12 protein-coding genes are annotated in these 18620 nt (G+C 33.1%); 6 read left to right on the top strand and 6 right to left on the bottom strand.

The features are described 5' to 3' along the window. Positions 1-89: 89 nt before the first annotated feature. From HMPREF0367_RS00955 to HMPREF0367_RS00945, 3 genes are all read left to right on the top strand, one after another. A complete protein-coding gene (locus HMPREF0367_RS00955; RefSeq protein WP_206383586.1) occupies positions 90-272 on the top strand; it encodes a hypothetical protein in 183 nt (60 codons plus the stop codon). Between the two features lie 87 nt (positions 273-359). After that, on the top strand, positions 360-899 hold the full coding sequence (locus tag HMPREF0367_RS00950) for a DUF1697 domain-containing protein (protein WP_035400265.1): 540 nt from the start codon (positions 360-362) through the stop codon (positions 897-899). Between the two features lie 14 nt (positions 900-913). Then, positions 914-1351 (top strand): DUF1648 domain-containing protein, encoded by a 438-nt coding sequence (locus HMPREF0367_RS00945; protein WP_035400263.1) that lies wholly within the window; start codon positions 914-916, stop codon positions 1349-1351. A 99-nt stretch (positions 1352-1450) separates the two neighbouring features. Here HMPREF0367_RS00945 and HMPREF0367_RS00940 read toward each other — a convergent pair whose 3' ends face one another. The 3 genes from HMPREF0367_RS00940 to hxlA are packed head-to-tail and all read right to left on the bottom strand — an operon-like array spanning position 1451 to position 3004. Further along, positions 1451-1804 (bottom strand): cupin domain-containing protein, encoded by a 354-nt coding sequence (locus HMPREF0367_RS00940; protein WP_022355333.1) that lies wholly within the window; start codon positions 1802-1804, stop codon positions 1451-1453. A gap of 3 nt (positions 1805-1807) precedes the next feature. After that, entirely contained in the window at positions 1808-2368 is a 561-nt protein-coding gene (hxlB, locus tag HMPREF0367_RS00935; protein WP_022355334.1) for a 6-phospho-3-hexuloisomerase, read from the bottom strand. A gap of 9 nt (positions 2369-2377) precedes the next feature. Beyond that, a complete protein-coding gene (hxlA, locus tag HMPREF0367_RS00930) occupies positions 2378-3004 on the bottom strand; it encodes a 3-hexulose-6-phosphate synthase (RefSeq protein ID WP_035400261.1) in 627 nt (208 codons plus the stop codon). 157 nt (positions 3005-3161) lie between these two features. Here hxlA and HMPREF0367_RS00925 point away from each other — a divergent pair, with 157 nt between their 5' ends. Beyond that, positions 3162-3929, top strand: a complete 768-nt coding sequence (locus tag HMPREF0367_RS00925) for a DeoR/GlpR family DNA-binding transcription regulator (protein ID WP_035400259.1) — start codon at positions 3162-3164, stop codon at positions 3927-3929. Here the strand turns inward: HMPREF0367_RS00925 and HMPREF0367_RS00920 are convergent. The 3 genes from HMPREF0367_RS00920 to HMPREF0367_RS00910 all read right to left on the bottom strand — a co-directional run bounded on the left by HMPREF0367_RS00920 (position 3913) and on the right by HMPREF0367_RS00910 (position 16734). Beyond that, complete coding sequence (locus HMPREF0367_RS00920) at positions 3913-4860, bottom strand: Gfo/Idh/MocA family protein (protein ID WP_035400257.1); 948 nt, start codon at positions 4858-4860, stop codon at positions 3913-3915. The two genes, HMPREF0367_RS00925 and HMPREF0367_RS00920, sit on opposite strands and share 17 nt — an antisense overlap. Before the next feature lie 47 nt (positions 4861-4907). After that, positions 4908-6737, bottom strand: a complete 1830-nt coding sequence (gene glgB / locus HMPREF0367_RS00915) for a 1,4-alpha-glucan branching protein GlgB (protein WP_035400256.1) — start codon at positions 6735-6737, stop codon at positions 4908-4910. Between the two features lie 205 nt (positions 6738-6942). After that, positions 6943-16734, bottom strand: coding sequence for a Spy0128 family protein (locus HMPREF0367_RS00910; RefSeq protein ID WP_035400254.1), 9792 nt, complete (start codon positions 16732-16734; stop codon positions 6943-6945). A 364-nt stretch (positions 16735-17098) separates the two neighbouring features. Between HMPREF0367_RS00910 and HMPREF0367_RS00905 the strand changes: the two genes are divergently transcribed. Next, entirely contained in the window at positions 17099-17857 is a 759-nt protein-coding gene (locus HMPREF0367_RS00905; RefSeq protein WP_035400253.1) for an EcsC family protein, read from the top strand. 8 nt (positions 17858-17865) lie between these two features. Further along, a complete protein-coding gene (locus HMPREF0367_RS00900) occupies positions 17866-18387 on the top strand; it encodes a DUF5662 family protein (RefSeq protein WP_035400252.1) in 522 nt (173 codons plus the stop codon). The last annotated feature ends 233 nt before the right edge of the window (positions 18388-18620 follow it).

The raw sequence follows: 18620 nt of genomic DNA, 5'->3' as shown, positions 1-18620 counted from the left end.
AGAACTTGCTCTTTTTTAGGTCTTTGTTCACATTATAAATAACATGTTTTATAATGATGATAACTTATTTAGAAAAAAGAGGTAAAAAGATGGGTAATAAATCACTATACTATTTAACTTGTGTCTTGTTCTATATCGTTGCAATCATTAATTTTTTTAATTCTGATACAACAACTGGTGCTGTCTGGCTGTGCTTAGGATCGGTATTCTTATGCTTAGGAACATCTTCTAAACAAAAGAATAACGAAAATGATGATGACTCCAATCTCTAACAATTCATTGATCAAAAATGTCAATCAACTCTCGTAGCTATACCATTATTATTGCTCATAAAATATAAACTTTGAAAGGATTTTTCTATGGTTCGATATATTGCTTTATTACGGGGAATCAATATTAGTGGAAAAAACAAAATATCTATGCAAAAATTAAAAGAATATTTTGAAGAACTCTCTTTCCATGAAGTCAAAACATATCTTAACAGTGGAAATGTCATTTTTTCTACTCCAGAAACAAATATCTCAGATATCACATCCTCTATTGAATCTATGATCAAAAAAACATTTGATCTAAATATTCCTGTCCTAGTTATTTCTCAAAAATCGTTACAAAACGCTCTTCAAAAAGAACCAAGTTGGTGGAATTCAAAAAATAAAGACATTTATGATAATCTTATTTTTATCCTTCCTCCTGCCACATTTAAAGATGTATATGATAATTTAGGAAGACCTAATGATCAATACGAAAGAATAGAAAATGTAGAAAACTTTATCTTCTGGTCTTTTGATCGTAAAAACTACCAGAAAACATATTGGTGGGCAAAAACAGCCAGCTCTACTATCAGTACACAGTTAACAATTCGAACAGCCAATACAGTCAAAAAAATAATAAATTTATAGAATCGAAGGTAAATATGAAAACAACTTCTAAAATACTAAAAATCATTAACATTCTTTTTTTGATCCTTACGCTTATATTCCTTATAGTACAATGGAATCAAATCCCAATGCAGATTCCTACTCATTATGATTTATATGGGACAATGGATAATTATGGACAAAAAAACAGCTTGATTGGATTCTTTATTATTGAGCTTGTTATTTATCTTCTTTTAAAAGGCATTCAATGGATCGTAAAACTCGCTATTAATTCTTCCGATACAAAGAAATCATTTAAACAATATATTTCTTTTATCGCTGAATCTTTCATTTTTGTATCAAACTTTTCTTTTTCGATGTTGATTTACCATATGGCTACATCATCAAATATCTCTTTTTGGCTCACTTTTGGCCCACTAGTTCTCGCAATATTGATTATTTGTTTTACTTTCTATAAATTCGAAACTTGTTAACGCGAAAAGTGTTTTTGCGTTTATTAAAAAGTTAAAATCTATCCTTTTATCAAGAATTAACAAAACCAAGATGATTTGAATTTTCATCTTGGTTTTATTTTATCGATTATAATCGTCTTCAATACGTACTACATCATCTAGATGAGGTGTGCTCACTTCGATGATCGTTGTATCTTCTAAAGCGGTGTTTCTATGACGATATGTTGGCGGATTATGAATAATATCCCCTGGACCATAAACATGCGTTTCTAGTTCTCTGTTTTCATTATCTTCCAACACTTCTAATTTTCCGCTTAAGATATAGATATGTTCTTCTTTTTTATGATGATATTGAAAAGAGCATCTCTGTCCTTTTTTAAAGAATATTTCTTTTAAGGCGTAGTTATCTGTAATGGCAATCCATTTCTCATAGCCCCATGGTTTTTCTACATACTTATTTAATTCTACTTTCATAAACTACTCCATATTGGCATGACGTCCAAACATCGTATCGGAGTCCAAGCCCTTTCTTTCCATTAACATCATGATTGAAATATCCATAAAAATTCCTTCTGATTGTTCAAACAAAGAACCCATAGGCTGAATAGACACAACATCACCTTGTTTGGCACTCTTAGGACTTGGTGCACTGATTTCGACAACCACGTCTGCCATTTTCGCAATCGTAGATTCTGGATTAATTGTAATCAAAGCCACTTTAGCTCCAACTTCTTTGGCTTTTGTCGCATGATTTACCAAACTCTTTGTTTCTCCTGATCCACTGCACACAACCAAAAGACCATCTTCTTTAATATTTGGCGTGCATGTTTCACCAACAACATAACTGGCTTTGCCCATGTGCATCAAGCGCATTGCGAAACCTTTGATTTGAAATCCACTTCTTCCAGCTCCTGCACAGAATACTTCATTCGCTTCATCCACCAGTTCAACGAATTTTTCTGCGTCTTCTGTATCAATTTTAGTCAATGTATGTGTTAATTCGTCGATTACTTTTTTTGCGTATTCCTGATTATTCATACTATCCTCCTATTTTAAATGAGATTTCATTTCTTTTGATGTTGCAGCTCTATCTTTAGCATTGCAGATGGCACCACCAACCACGATGATTTCAGCTCCTTCATTAACGATGTCATCAATCGTTGATAGTTTCACGCCTCCGGCTACAGCACTTTTCGCATTTTTGATTACTTTATTTACAGCCTTTAGTTCTTCTAATGGATCTTTTCCGCTTGCCTGCACATCAAATGCAGTATGAACACAAATATAATCCACACCCATATTATCAATTTCGATTGTTCTTTGTTCTAGATCTTTTACCGCTATCATGTCCACCATGATCTTTTTACCATATTTCTTAGCAGAACGTACACAACCTTCAATTGTTTCATCGTTACTGACACCTAAAACAGTTACGATATCCGCTCCAGCTTCAAAACACTTATCCGCCTCAAATTCACCGGCATCCATGATCTTGGCATCTGCTAAAACTTCAATATTATCAAAATTTTCTTTAATAGCTCGAACTGGAACCATGCCCTCTTCAATAATAAATGGTGTTCCCACTTCGGCAATATCAATATACCCTTTTGTTTCTTCCAATAATTTTAGACACTCATCTAAAGTTAATGTATCTAGTGCAGCCTGTAATTTCATATTGATCCTCCTATCTGATATTCATAGAATAGTAAATTTTAAATTTAAAAACAACGAATTTATTGGTATTTCACAAAGAAAAACAATATAATATTGGAAATACAAAATATTTACCAATATTTGAAATAAATTTCCAACTTTTTACCAAGGAGGCATTATGTCAAAATCATCACTATCAAGACAGAACAAAATTTATCAAGCCATATTATCAAAAGGTAGAATCTACGTCAGTGAATTAAGCAAAAACTTCCATGTCAGTTCTGAAACGATACGAAAAGATCTTGATATTTTAGAACGACAAGGCCTTATCCTAAAGAAACATGGATACGCAGAAATCATGAATGATTACTTTCAGTTACCTTTAAATGTGAAGATTACAGAACACGCTTTAGCTAAACAAGCAATAGCGAAAAAAGCCCTGGAATATATCAAAGACAATTCTATGATTTTTCTTGATCCAGGAAGCACTACACTAGCTTTAGCTAAATATCTTCCTTTAAAGAAAGGATTGACCATCGTTACCAATTCATTGGCCATTGCCCAACTTGTTTCGGATATGAAACATGATTTGATCTTTACAGGAGGAAGACTTCAAAAGAAAGGAAAAGCCTTTGTAGGGGCATTTACCGCCAACAATATTGATGCGATCCAAATTGATACAGCTTTTATGGGATGCGATGGATTTCTAAATACAGATGGTCCAACGACATTCTCTTTTGAAGAAGTCTTGATCAAACAGCATGTCATTAAAAAAGCATCCCAAAAGATTCTGCTTTGTGATGCTTCTAAATTTGAAAAAACCGGTACATATACATTTGCCAGTTTTAAAGATTATGATGTTTTGATTACAAATCCGGTTTCAAACAAAGAAAAAGAATTTGTTAAAGATGTAAAAGAAGTAATATACGTTAATGCTGACCAATAGCCTTCAAAATTTCCTTAGAAGCATGCAAAGACATGATATTGCTTTCAATACAATTTGATTCAATACACTTTGCGGCATGTTCTATTTCTGAAGTAAAATCACTATAAAAATCAACCGTAATTTTTGTCGTTTTATCTCCTTGAATCAGAAATGCTTCTTTTTCTTTCCAGTAAGCAGGTATCTTAAAATATCCTTTGGTTCCATAAATATATCCCGTTCCCTTATGATCTTTATCATATAGCCAGCTGCTTTTTATGCTGGCTTTTATTCCGTTTTCATATTCTAAAAGCGATTGAAAAAAGAAATCACAGGGAAAATCTTTATATCCAGATTTCATGATATAATGGGACACGATGTCATTTTGGGCAAAATAATTTGAAAAACATGCAGGATACACACCAATATCTCGGCTTGCTCCTCCACTTTGACCAAAGACCCATTGTTCAAAATTGGGATCATCATTCAAAATATTATGACTATATTCTGCATCAATGTAATAAATATCTCCTATTGCCCCTTCTTGGATCATTTCTTTTACTTTAACTAATAACGGATTAAAAGCCGTCTTATGGGCTTCCATCAAAAATACTTTATTTCTTTTGGCAAGCTCAAACAATTTGTCCAGTTGAAAACTTTCTAAAACCATTGGTTTTTCACAAATCACGCTTTTTTTATTTTCTAAAGCCTCTTTAATTTGTTCATAATGAAGATAGTTAGGTGTACATAAATAAATTACATCCACATTTTCATCCTCATAAACATCTTTGATAGATGCATATGCCTTTTTAGCATGATACTCTTCTTTATATGTTGTTGCCTTATTAAAATCTCTACTCACAAAGCCATATAAGTTCATATTCTTAGCACCTAAACATCCATTACAAACTCGCCTTGATATTTTACCAAGACCATATACTACCATATTTATCATATGTAAACCTCCTTTAAAAAAGGGCATACACATGTATACCCTAAATACTACTCTACTTCTTTTTCTACTTCGAAGATCGTTGCTCCTAAAGCAGGAACATTTACTTCGATCATAAATGGCATATTATGTCTCTTGATTCGAATCGAATGACAAGATTGAGGTTTGGCATTTACCCATGTTCCATTGTATTTATCCCATTGGGTATTCAAAATTTCTTTATAGACACCTTTTACCGGAACCCCAAACTGTTGATGATCATAACCGTTTGTAGAGAAGTTGATAATGATTACAAAGTCTTTCTTAGTTCCCTTACGAACAAAAGAGAATGTATTTTGAGATGCATTGTCCGCATCGATCCATTGGAAACTTGTCCAACTATAATCATCTTTATAGAATGCATCATTATCGGCATAAATACCTGTTAGATCACTGAAGAATTTTTCAAATGCATCATGCATAGGATATTCACGCAAGAACCAGTCACAACTCTTCATTTCATCCCACTCACGAAGCTGTCCGATTTCATTCCCCATGAAATTTAATTTCTTACCTGGATGTGCATACATATATGTGTATAAAGCACGTGCTTGAGCAAACTTGTCTTCATAACTTCCCCACATCTTATCAACGATCGTTGCTTTACCGTGAACGACTTCATCATGGCTTAGTGGAAGGATAAATTTTTCAGAATAGAAATAAGCCATAGAGAATGTAACATCATTATGATGCCACTGACGATAAATTGGATCTTTTTTCAAGTAAGATAAAGTATCATTCATCCAGCCAAGATCCCATTTATAGTCAAATCCTAAACCACCATCTAAGCTTGATTTTGTGACATTTGGGAAATCCGTCGAATCTTCTGCGATCAACATGATCTTTCCATCATATTCTTTATTCAATAAATAATTCATTCGTTTCATGAAGTTGCAGGCACCCTCATTTACACCATTATTTTTGTTTCCATGCCAGAAAATCGCATTGGAAATCGCATCCATTCGTAACCCATCTACATGGTAAACATCCAACCAGAAGTTAGCAGCTGACATCAAGAACGAACGAACTTCTTCTTTCCACAAATCAAAATTTAATGTATCCCATTGAGAATTTGCATCTCTTTCATTTGGATATTCATATAATGGTGTTCCATCAAATAGTCTTAACGCAAAATCATCACGTACAAAATGCACAGGAACAAAGTCCATGATGATTCCAATACCTGCCTTGTGAAGAGCATTGACAAAATGCATCAATTCCATATTTGTTCCATAACGAGATGTACTTGAGAAATATCCAGTACTCTGATATCCCCATGATCCATCAAATGGATACTCACTTAAAGGCATGACTTCTACATGGGTAAAATGATGTTTCTTACAGTGTTCAATCAATTCATCTTGAATTTCATTATAATGTACGAAATCTTCCCCTTCTTTTTTCCATGATCCTACATGCATCTCATAAATATTGATTGGAGAATCAAATCCTTTATTACGCTTTTCCATCCATTCTTTATCTTCCCACTTATCAAATTTTAATGAAGATATGATACTTGCGTTTTGTGGGCGAAGTTCACTATAGAAGGCGTATGGATCGGATTTATCGACAACTTCTCCTCCTTTTCGAATAACACGATAACGATATGTGTCTCCTTCTTTGGCGTTGCGGATCGTACAGCTCCAAATTCCTTGATCATCTTTTTTCATGACATTCTTTTTGTCATCCCAATTATTAAAAGATCCTATTACAGAAATACCTTCTGCATTTGGCGCATAAACATTAAACTCTACTGATTTTGGTTTAACATGCGCTCCAAAAATGTTATATGCCTTGATTTCATTCCCTTCAAAAAAGGCTTTTGTCTTATTATGGTTCATATCTAGAACCTCCTTTAACTACCTCTTTATTTTACAACATAAACGAATAGTATGAAAGAACAAAAATGAAAACGCTATACAAATAAAAATACATTTATGGTCTTTTTAATACATATATCGCTTAAATGCTCTCATCAAAAATTGTTGTATTCCAACAAAAAAGGAACTCTTTAATTTAGAGTTCCTAATCAAAGATCACTTGATCTTATTTTTTTGCATTGCGCTTCTTCAACAATGTAGCTATGCCCGCTAAAGCAGCAGCATCGACTGCGAGTGAAGTAAATAATCCTGCAAATGTTCGAGTTGATGTGTTCGAAGTGTCACCTTTTTCCGGCTGCTCTGGAACACTATCTTTCTCAGCTTTATTTCTGAATACAATTGATGATACTTCTCCATCTTTTGTCGTTGTTGTTGTCATATTCAATGTTCCGTCTTCGTTATCGACAACCTCAACTTGGATGTTATAAACAGATTCATCATATGTAATTCCTTTAGCGTTTGTATTCTTTTCAGTTACTGTGTAGTTATAAGTACCTGCTTTATCGAATGTCAAATCGCTAAATGTTACCTTACCAGTCTTATCATTATATGCTTCTTCAACCACATTTCCTTCTTCATCGCTTAATACGAATAAGAATTCTTTGTCGGCAAGTTCTCTTCCTTCAAGAACTTTTGTAGCACCTAATGTTAAACTTGTTGGTTGAACTGTGTATTTATTGTTGAATGTGATTTCATTAATCTCTTTGCCTTGAGCATCCGTTACTTTCCATTCAACTTTTAACTTACCGCTTGTATCATCTGTTACTGTAGCAATCGCCTTGTAAGTAGTCGTATCGTAAGTAACTCCGCCTTTGTTGTCATTTGTTTCAGAAATCGTATATGTATAGATTCCTTCTTTATCAAATGTCAATTTAGGGAATACTACACTTCCATCTTCCGCATTTGTAGCTTGTACACCATTTCCATTTTCATCCATCATCGTAAATGAGAATTCATCTGCTTTAAGAGTTCTGCCATCAAGAACTTTCTTGATTGTTACAGCTGAATCTGTAGGTGATGTCTCATCCGTTTTTTCTGGTACATAAGTATTTACGAATTCGAATGTACCGTTTGTATCCGATGTTACACTGATTGTTCCATCGCCATTATCAGTAACTGTTACAGTAATGATCTTAGAAGTATCATTTGTAACACCTGGAACACTTCCGGATTCGTTGATTTCATATGTAAATGTCTTTTGACGTTTTTCAGAATAAGTTTCAACCTGTTCTGTTAATCCAACAACTTCTTCAGTTTCTTCTGAAACAGAACCATCTTCAGTTGTTGTTTGTTCTTCTGTCACCGGTGTTTCTTGTTCTACGATTGCTTGTTGTCCGTCATCACCAAAGACATTTTGCATTGTATAAACGATCTTACCAAAATCAACATTTCCTGCTGCATCATTTCTTACAGTTGTTTTTTCAGGCATTGGTGCCCCTTCTCTACCTGTAATCGTAAATTCAAATTTATCTGTGATATCTGGATGATTTGTTCCATTTTCAGCAAGTGATTTTTTACCGTTGATCTTTAATTCAGCGCTTGCACTTTGTCCATAAGCATTTTCAAAAGCAAGTCCACCTTCTGGATAGATAACTTTTGTTGTCAGTTTTCCATCCCCGTTATCAGTAACCTTAACAGTTACACTAAATTTACCAGCAACAATTGAAACGCCATTACCAGGAGTAACTTCTTCAACATCATAAACATAAGTATATGTGTTTCCATCTTTAGAAGCTATTCCATTTGCATGATCCTGAATCAACTGATCATTTGTGTAATTGATTGGAGTAAATGCAACTGTTCCATCTGCTGTGTTCGTACCACTTGAAACTACACTACCATTACTCAATACATTGAATTGGAATTCACCATCTACCATCGGACGGTTTGTCAATGTCTTAGTTCCTGTCAAATTAACAGAAGCATCATATCCTTCTGTGTTCGTTGAAGAAGTATATGTGTTATTAAAGACAACCTGTGCAACACCTGTCTCAGCTTTTTGCTTACTTTGAGTGTATTCATAAGTTATATCTGTTCCATTAGTTCCTGTTATACGTGTAGAAACAGTTAATGTTCCACTACCATCATCACTCGTACTAATCTGAATTGTATATTCAGTTGTATCGTTTGTATAACCTGGTTTTTGTTCAGATGTTTCAGAAATAGTATATTTATAAACTTTTCCTACATCATCCTGAGTGAATTTATCCATATTTGGTAACAACTGAATTGTTGAAGTACTTAAACCATTAGCATCCATTGTGTCATCTGTATTAAATACATCCTGTGACATATTTTCCATACCAGCTTTTACTCTAGAAGCTTCATCTTCTGCATTCAATGTGAATGTGAATTGATCATCTGTCAAATCATGACCTGTTAAATTCTTAATAAGTTTTATTCCACCTTTACCTACATAATCTAATTCACTTGAATATGTATTGGTGAATCTGCCATTTTCTACTTTCGCACTAGCAACCAGACCACCTTGTTTGTTATCTGTTACAGTAACTGTAATTTCGGCAACATTCTTGGAATAATCAATACCAGCATTCGTTCCTTCTGTTTCACTTACAGTGTAATGATATTCACCGACTGTATCATAAGAAATTGAACCAAAGTCAAAATTAGCAGTTTTTCCATCTTTTTCTGTTGGAGCATTTACTTGAACTGTTGGGTTATCAGGCATTGGTGTTTCAATACCAGCTGTATTTTCGCCAGCTGTCAAAGTAAATTCAAATACATCTTCAGTTGTCCATGTTTTTCCTTCAAACACTTTTGTTAACGTGAAGTGTGTTGGAATACCAACGAAATCAGATGCATCATATTTATTAATAAATGTAACACCATCAGCATCATATGTAACTGTAGGAACTAAAGTATTATTCATATAATCATCAGTCACTGTAACTGTTACAGTTTCTTTATGATTATCATATGTAACACCTTCTAATGTATAACCATTAGACTCGTTAGCCCCTTCTGGAAGAACCTCACTTACATAGAATGTATATGTTCCACGTTTTGTGAATGTGATATCTCCAAAGTTGAATCCAGATGCTTGTCCATCAGTTAATGATCCAACACTAGCCACATTACCGTTTTCAGCAATCGTATAACCAGACTTATCATTATTTTCATCTTCTGTTAATGCGAAATTGAATGTTTCGTTTTCTTTGCTATTACGACCAGTTAATGTCTTTGTTCCATGAATAGCATTTTCACCAGTTAATACAACTGAACTTGGTGTATAAGTGTTTTCAAAGACGATTGATTCAACTTTCTCTCCAGCCTTGTTTCTAATTGTTGGAGTAACAGTAAATGATCCGTTTCCATTTTCATCTTCAACATGAACACTTACTGTATATTCTTCTGTTGAATACGTAACATTAGCTTTACTATCATTAACTTCAGTTACTTTGAATTCATAATCGCCTGCTTTATTGAAAGTAATATCACCAAAGCTTGCTTTATGATCAACTGTATCTTTATCGATAGTTAATGTTGTAGATTGAGGCATAACTACATCAGCACCATAATCTTGGGTTGAAGCTAATGTGAATGTAAATGCATCTCCATCGATCCATTCATCATTGTTACGACCTTTTAAATCTTTTGTCACTTCAATGCTTGTTGTACCCTTTGCACTATAAGTATTAGTGAATACTCCTGTACCTTCTTTAAGGGTTGCTTTTGCACTCAAAGTTCCATCTTTGTTATCTGTTACATTTACTGTAATTTCAGCAACATTATCGGAATATGTGATTCCATCGTTATCACCTGTAACTTCACTTACTGTATAGTTATAAGTTCCTACTTTTGTATACGTTATGGCTCCAAAATCGAATGTTGCAGTATCTTTGCTTCCTTGATCTGGAGCACTTACAGTTTTTGTTGTTTCATCAGGCATTGGTGTTGTTACACCAGCATCATTAGTTCCAGCTTCTAATTTAAATTCAAATGCATAATCAGATGTCCATTCATGTCCCGTAAATACCTTTGTTAATTCGAAGCCTTGAGGAACACCAGTCACTGCGCTTGTACCATAAGTATTAACAAAACTTGCTTCAGATTGTTTAGCTTCTGAAATTGTTCCGTTTAATGTTTCATTACTTGCCACATAACCTTCAGCTTTACTTTCAGTCACTGAATATTTTGTTCCTTCTGGCAATCCATTAATTACTAAGTTTTCACCATGTTTTAGTGTAAATGTATCATCATTCTTAATGGTACCTGTAGTGTTATCTGATTTAACGAACTCATATTCTCCTGATAAAGGTTGATTGTCTTGTCCACTTAAAGATAGAGTAAATTCAAACTCTTTATTGGTATCAATCGTTGTTCCTTGATCTTCTGTTAATTGAATTTCTTTAGATACTAATAAAGATCCTTCTTTCGTTTCTAAACCAGGTGTATTTGTATTAACCTCTGGATCATCACCTATTTTAATCGTAGCTGTGTTAGAAACACTATCTACTTTAAATGCATCTTCGTTTACAATTGCTTTAAATGAAACTTTTCCTTTTTCATTTGCGCCTACATTAAACGACCATGCAAGATTTTGACCATCTACTTCAAATCCATCGCTAGGGTTTGCACTATTTTCAACATAAGTTAATCCATCCATTAATGTATCAGTTATTACAATTTCAGCTGGTTCATTATAAGGATTTACATAACTGATTTCATACGTTAAAGTATCTCCTACTTTAACATCACCATCATAACCCGTTACTGTTTTTCCTGGCACATAATTTGTTACAGTGTTTGTATCCACCTTATTATCGCCTATATTTACAGTAGCGGTATTTGTTACTTCATTTGTTTTAATTGCATCTTCTGTTACCCTAACCGTTAATGTTAAAGATCCTTCAGCTTCTGCTTCTTGTTGACCTAAATTCCATGTAACTGTCTTAGAAGATTCATCATAACTATACCCATCACTAGCCGTTACAAATTCTGTTCCTTCTGGAATGACATCTGTTACTGTAACTTCAGCCTTAACAGATTGTCCTGTCTGTTCATCCATTGCAGTGTTGACCCAATTAATTGTATACGTTAACTCGTCTCCAACACCAATCATTTGATCTTCAATGGATTGATCATCTTTAGAAACTGTCTTAGACTGTTCTTTTTCTTTATATGTATTCTTAAATTCTTTAGAACCATATTCTTGTATTTCATCAGAAATTTCTAATTTTCCAGTTTCTGGATTATCTTGCACATTAATCACTGCAACATATCTATGGCTATCATAGGTGATAAATTTTGATGGATTCTGAGGTTTTTGTTCTCTTACATATACATAGTATTTTCCAGGTTTTGTGAATGTAATATCACCAAATTCAACATTACCATCCGCATCATTTTCTACGATGGTTTTACTTGGTAATTGATATCCATCTGCATCACCTGAAACAGATAATTCAAACGAGAATTCTCCAGCCTGTAATCCTGGATCACGACCCTCTAATACTTTCGTGACATCAATAGGAGTGAATGTTATAGAATCCGGGGTATAAGTATTTGTAAACGTTGCCTCAGCAAGTCCTACATCTTTTCCAGATTCATTAGAACTTCCATCATCTAAGATACTTTGTGTAAGAATAACATCGCTATCCGCAATTGTGATTGTTCCATCATTATTATCAACAGCTTTTACTTTTACAATATATTCTGCTTTAGAATATGTAACATTTGGTGCAGCATCTTCTGTTGGAGTATTTTCAGTGATTATAAACTGATATTCTCCGGCCTTATTGAATGTAATATTTCCAAACGTTCCAGATTTATTGTTTGTCGTCAATGTTAAATCATTAGGTAAATTAATAATATTATCTTCAATCGCTTGTTTTGTTACATCATCATATCCAGCAATTGTAAATGTAAATGAATCGCTATCTATCCAATCACGTCCATTTAAAACTTTTTTAACATTTATCTTTGTACCTTCTAATACTCCACTAGAAGTATATTTATTAACAAAGTAAGCTTTATCAGTTACTTCAGATACCCCATTATTATTATAAGAAATACTTCCTAGAGCTAATTGTCCTGTGTGATTTCCATTTTTATCTTGATCAGTAATTACAACTGTAACTGTCTTACCAACTGTATCATAAGTTACTCCACCTGCATTACCACTAGATTCAGAGATTGTAAACTCATAAGTTCCTGCTTTAGTAAATGTTACAGAATCGAAGCTAAATAGAGTTTCTTGATCATCTAATCCACCAGTAACCGTTGCTGTTGGATTAGAAATTGTTACTCCACTATTTTGTGTATTTGTATTTCCGTTAACTTTAGATAATGCCAAATCAAATGTATAAGCTTCGCCTTCTAACATATCACGTCCGATTAACTTCTTAACACCTTGAATTGGCGTATTTGTGTCATCGATTGTATATGGTGTTACATTATATTCATTGTTAAATACAACATTTTCATTCTCAACAATAGAACCAGCCTTGTTATTTGGGTCTGTGTAATATGTATAAATTGGTTTAACTGTAGACACTTGAGCAGTTTCTTCTGCCTGAATTTCAATATCTACATAATATACTTTAGGATCATAAGTCATTCCGTTTACTGTATAACCATTAGTCTCATTAGCCTCTGAAGGTATATTTTCTGTAATGGTATATGTATAAGTGTGACCTACCATACTAGAATCAAACGTAATAAGATCAAAGTTCACATCTTGTCCGTCATTAAAAGTTGTGATTGAATCTCCCGTTGCATCTTTTGGCATTGGAGCTCCATCCAATCCTTTCAAAGTGAAACTAAACATACCATTTACTAGATTATATCCAGTATTATTAGGATCATAATTCTTGAATGCTACCGGTGCACTTTCTATGCTATCTGCACTAAATTTATTCTCAATCAAGATATTTTCTACAGGATCATTTGTCGTACTTCCTTCATCATTGCTTAATTGAGTTATTTCAATTGTATTTTCATCTACTTTTAATGTACTAGGATCTTTTTCATCTTGAATTACTGTAACATCCACTTTATACGTAGCATTAGAGTAAGTCATACCTGGCAATCTATCGTTAGGAACTACTTCAGATACATAATATGTATATTGACCTGGTTTAGTATATTTCAATTGACCAAACTTAAAGCTAATTTCTTGTCCGTCTGTATATTTATTACCCTGACCAGATAATGTAACAGTTACATATTTTCTATTATTTTCTTCTTGAGCATTCTGGATAGTATTTTGTGAAGCTGCTTCACCTAATCTAAATGTAAAGGTATCATCCTCTGTCCAATCACGACCTATTAATTTCTTAGCAGCAGTAAATAATGAACTTGTATCATCGATTGTCAAATCTTTTACTTCAAATTTATTTGTATAATCTACAGAAACTGTTTCATTAGCAGCTACTGTTCCTTCTGCAGCATTTGTTGCTCCTTCAGCAGAATCATTTGTTGTTGTATAATCTGTATTTGATGTTTCTACTACAGAATATTTAATTCCATCAGGCAAACCATATACCTCAATATATTGACCATCTTTTAAGGTGAATTTATTGTCTGATTTTATAGTATATGGATTATCTTGATCTGCTCCATTGAAACCTTCAACTGGGTTTCCTTCTGCATCAAAAATTGTTGCATAATATGATGCATTCGAACCTTCTCCTTCTAAAGTCAATGTAAACTCAAACGTATCATCTGGTGCTGTTATCCCTTCGTTTGTTTCTACAATTTTAGAAACCTTCAAAGTTCCTGGTAAATTAAGAGCTACTCGTCCATTATTACCTAACGCTACATACACTTTGTTTGGATCTTGTTGCCCTTGTCCCCAAGATGGAGATATTACATTCGTTGCAGTACCTGTTATATTGCCATTTTTTGCGCCTACAAATTGATCAGCACGAGATAATTTTCTTGTCCCTGCTATAACATATATTTGTCCATCTCTGTATTCAATTTGATTACGTAGTAACCCCGATACTGATACATTTTCTACATCTTGAACAGCTTTACCATTTTGTGAAATATAATACTCATTTTTATAATAATAAGTTCCTCCTTCAACAAAATTTGTTGCCGGATTTTCACAGTTCTTATCGGTATATAATAAAGTTGGTTCTGTAAAATAATAGAACTTATTAGACCTAGCAGGTGTAAAATCAGCTATTGTTGTTCCATTAGAACCACTATTAAACTGATTTGAATAGAAATATGCTTGTTTTCCATCATCTGACTTATGAGCATTAATATATGTTTTTAAAGTTTCATCTGCCGTTCCGTTTAATAAAGAATCTTCTACTTCATCCTTTAAGCTTGCCGAATAGAACAAACGAATAGGATAAGCTTCCTCAACAGACATATTATTTTCTTCATCAATATCAAAATATCTTAAAGGAATCAAAGATGCAGGTATCTGTACCGTAATCGTATCACCAACACCATCTTGCCCTTTTGTCACATGAATTTTAATATTGCTCAAATTAGTACTGTCGTACACTGGATTATCTTCTATTGAACCCTCAAAGTAGTAATCCGTTTCATTACTTGCACTTGTTTTAGTAAACTTCTTTCCACCATAAACAATGGCATTGACATCATCAACTTGCATGTAATCACCTAGTTTATCAGTGAAAGTTATATAACCATCTGTATCTTGAGCACCTTCAGTTTCTTCTACTTGTGTAGGGCCTCCTGATCCTTGAGTAATCGAATCAAAAATATCCGTAAAAACTTGCGATAAATCCGATGCATTGGAAGCCGCTTTATAATATGAAGCATCTGGTGCTCTTGTTCCTAAGTTTGTATAAGATTGTGCATTAGGATAATTGCTAGAAACACCATTCATATAGGCATTAAACTCATTAGTTGTATCATCTGGATTGGCATCACCAAAGACACCTATACTATAAATTAATGTGTCATTATTTTTTAATAAGCCTGAATTAACAATTGCATCATTAGCAACATCTTCGTCAAATCCGCTCTGATGATTAGGTTCTCCATCTGTAAAAAATATAACTGCTTTTTTAGCGTTTTCTCTAGCGCCTGCTAAATCACCTGTACCATTAAATACATCGTTTGCAAGTTCTAAACCATAATCAGCTGATGTTGCACCAGCGGGATTAATACTGTTGATAGTCCCCTGAACTTCATTAACATTATTACTTTTCACTTCCGTGAAATCACGCATTACCTGCGTGTAATTATAACGACTGTTATTATAATCATTTCCTACATGATCCTTTTGAGTCTGACCCCGTCTGTTTTTATAAAACGAATCATCAGCAAATTTAATAATAGACACTCTATGGCCTTCTCCTTCTGGCATATTTGCATTAGCATCAGAAGTTAATTGTATAAAATTATTCACGGCATTTTTAAGAGCTGTGATCTTTTTTTCACCTGTTCCTACTTCTTCAATGTTTCTTATATATAAATGATCAGCATACGGTGCAGGTATATCATCGTTACCAGTTAAATTGTCAATTGTTGGTAAACCCTCAGCACTTATTGTATATCTTGTTCTAATGAATCCTTCTTGACTCATATTAATTTTAATATAATCTTGTCCATTTGCAGAATAATAAAGATCACCTCTATCCTGCCATGCATCCCCAACATTATTAGCTCTATTACCACTAGTCCTATATTCTTCATAAGTAATTCTGGTTTCAGTCATTTCATCACTCATGCTACCGGATACATCCAATACCAGAACAATATCCAAAGGAGTTGTTGTAGTTGTAACAAGTGTTGAAGCACTAGATAACGCTGATAAAGACACTAAAAAATCCGAAGTATCTGGTTTCTCAATTGTTTGAGTCTGCGATCCTTCTAAATCTGTTAAAGTGACATTTTCTTTATAAACAGACTTATCCGTCCAAATACGTCCAGTGTATTGGGTTGAATTTGTTTTATAATCTTGCCAAGAATCTTGTGTACCTGCATCAGCCTCTACTTGAGTTTCCAATGCATAAGTAGTAATGGCTTAATTGCTTAACAAATTAACACCCATTACCCCTGCTAAAAACAGAGCCAGTGCACCTACTCCTATTCTCCTTTTGTTCTTTTTAATTTTTTGAATCCATTTACCTATCATAATAAATACCCCTTTCGTATTAAAACTTTTAAGATAAAGTATTCAATAGTTTTATTCTTAATAGCTTAAACAACTAAGCATAAGAAAAAACAACATGGTCTTAGTTAGAGTCATTATAACGCCCCCTCTCGATTTTTTTCAATGATGATTTTCAGCAAAATTTAAGTTTTGAACTGTTTTTAATAATAAAGACAAATTATTTGTTAATTTTTAACAATGGTCTTATAATTTTCATATGAAAACACTAGAGAAATCCACGTATAAAAGAGAGTTTAAAGTACTTAAGAAGAAGGAACAAAAGTATCTGAGAAAACAATCTATATCTTCAGATCATATTGTTAATCGTAAATTGAAAGGTAAAGTTGATCCTAAATTAGAACAAACATTAAATACTGCTTTTCAAAAAGCTTTCACTTTGGTCTTTGATAAAGGAGTCGGTATTATTCAAAAAACATATAATGCTGACAAGATCAAAGAAAAACATGATTCTATTGATTCTAGAATCACTCGTAAAAATATTCGTAAACAAAAAAATATTTCTAAATCATCCAATATAAAAAATCTTGCATTTACTTCTATTTCTTCAACCGCATTAGGTATCTTAGGAATTGGTATTCCTGATATCTTTCTTTTTACGGCTTTGATCATTAAAAATCTTCAGGAAATATCTCTTTCTTATGGAATTGATTTTAATAACGATAAAGAAAAATATTTTATGCTGATGATAATTGAAGGCGCTTTAGCACATGAATCCATCTATGAAGTAAATGAAAGAGTTGATTCATTTATTGAATCTTATCGTTCATATGATATTGATTTTCAAATAAAACAGACCTCTAAGACTCTAGCTTCTGAATTGCTATATTTGAAATTTATCCAAGGTATTCCAATAGTTGGTGCTATTAGTGGATTCTACGATTCAAAATATATGAATCAAATTTCCAAATATGCAAATTTAAAATATCAACTGCGTTTTTTAAAAAATAAACTATAATATATACTATGAATAAAGTAATAGGACATTTAAAGACAATCAATAAACATAAATACATGGTGACAAAACTTTGTTTTCGCTGTCATTTATACAAACAAGGAATCTTGCACGATCTCAGCAAATACTCTATTTGTGAATTAAAGACAGGATTCAAATATTACCAAGGTTATCGTTCTCCTATTGATGCACAAAAAGAAGATATAGGGTATTCTCTATCCTGGCTTCATCATAAAGGAAGGAACAAACATCATTGGGAATATTGGCTGGATAATGGTCCAAATGGAATTCAGCCAGTAAAAATGCCTACAAATTACGTTATCGAAATGTTTTGCGACCGTGTTGCAGCCAGCATGATTTATCAAAAAGATAAATATAAAGATGACAGCGCACTTATATATTATGAAAATGGAAGAAATCGAATCATGATCCATCCCGAAACTGATAAACTCATTCATCATTTACTACAATATCTTGCAAATAACGGACTAGATAAAACCGTAGATTACATTGTTAAAGAAATCAAAGAATGATCATGGATATATAATCTTTGTATCTGCACTTCGTCACAAGCTTTCTTGTGACTTTTTTATAGCGATATTTTTTAGAAAATTAATGTACTAAAGAAATCTGTACGAAATAAAAAAAGGTTATTCAAACACTAAAAATTAAATGATTCATTGAATATCAATAGAGCCTGAACCAAGACTTTATAAAAAAAGAATTCTTTATTTTGTTGCTTTTTACAAGCATAGTTAGCTCGTTT

It is taken from the genome of Faecalitalea cylindroides ATCC 27803 (genome assembly GCF_000469305.1).
GTDB lineage: Bacteria > Bacillota_I > Bacilli_A > Erysipelotrichales > Erysipelotrichaceae > Faecalitalea > Faecalitalea cylindroides.
This window is presented reverse-complemented; position numbering and strand designations above follow the sequence as displayed.

Coding starts and splice junctions, on each gene's coding strand:
- HMPREF0367_RS00955 (WP_206383586.1), top strand. CDS start 90: ATGGGTAATAAATCACTATACTATTTAACTTGTGTCTTGTTCTATATC.
- HMPREF0367_RS00950 (WP_035400265.1), top strand. CDS start 360: ATGGTTCGATATATTGCTTTATTACGGGGAATCAATATTAGTGGAAAA.
- HMPREF0367_RS00945 (WP_035400263.1), top strand. CDS start 914: ATGAAAACAACTTCTAAAATACTAAAAATCATTAACATTCTTTTTTTG.
- HMPREF0367_RS00940 (WP_022355333.1), bottom strand. CDS start 1,804: ATGAAAGTAGAATTAAATAAGTATGTAGAAAAACCATGGGGCTATGAG.
- hxlB (WP_022355334.1), bottom strand. CDS start 2,368: ATGAATAATCAGGAATACGCAAAAAAAGTAATCGACGAATTAACACAT.
- hxlA (WP_035400261.1), bottom strand. CDS start 3,004: ATGAAATTACAGGCTGCACTAGATACATTAACTTTAGATGAGTGTCTA.
- HMPREF0367_RS00925 (WP_035400259.1), top strand. CDS start 3,162: ATGTCAAAATCATCACTATCAAGACAGAACAAAATTTATCAAGCCATA.
- HMPREF0367_RS00920 (WP_035400257.1), bottom strand. CDS start 4,860: ATGATAAATATGGTAGTATATGGTCTTGGTAAAATATCAAGGCGAGTT.
- glgB (WP_035400256.1), bottom strand. CDS start 6,737: ATGAACCATAATAAGACAAAAGCCTTTTTTGAAGGGAATGAAATCAAG.
- HMPREF0367_RS00905 (WP_035400253.1), top strand. CDS start 17,099: ATGAAAACACTAGAGAAATCCACGTATAAAAGAGAGTTTAAAGTACTT.
- HMPREF0367_RS00900 (WP_035400252.1), top strand. CDS start 17,866: ATGAATAAAGTAATAGGACATTTAAAGACAATCAATAAACATAAATAC.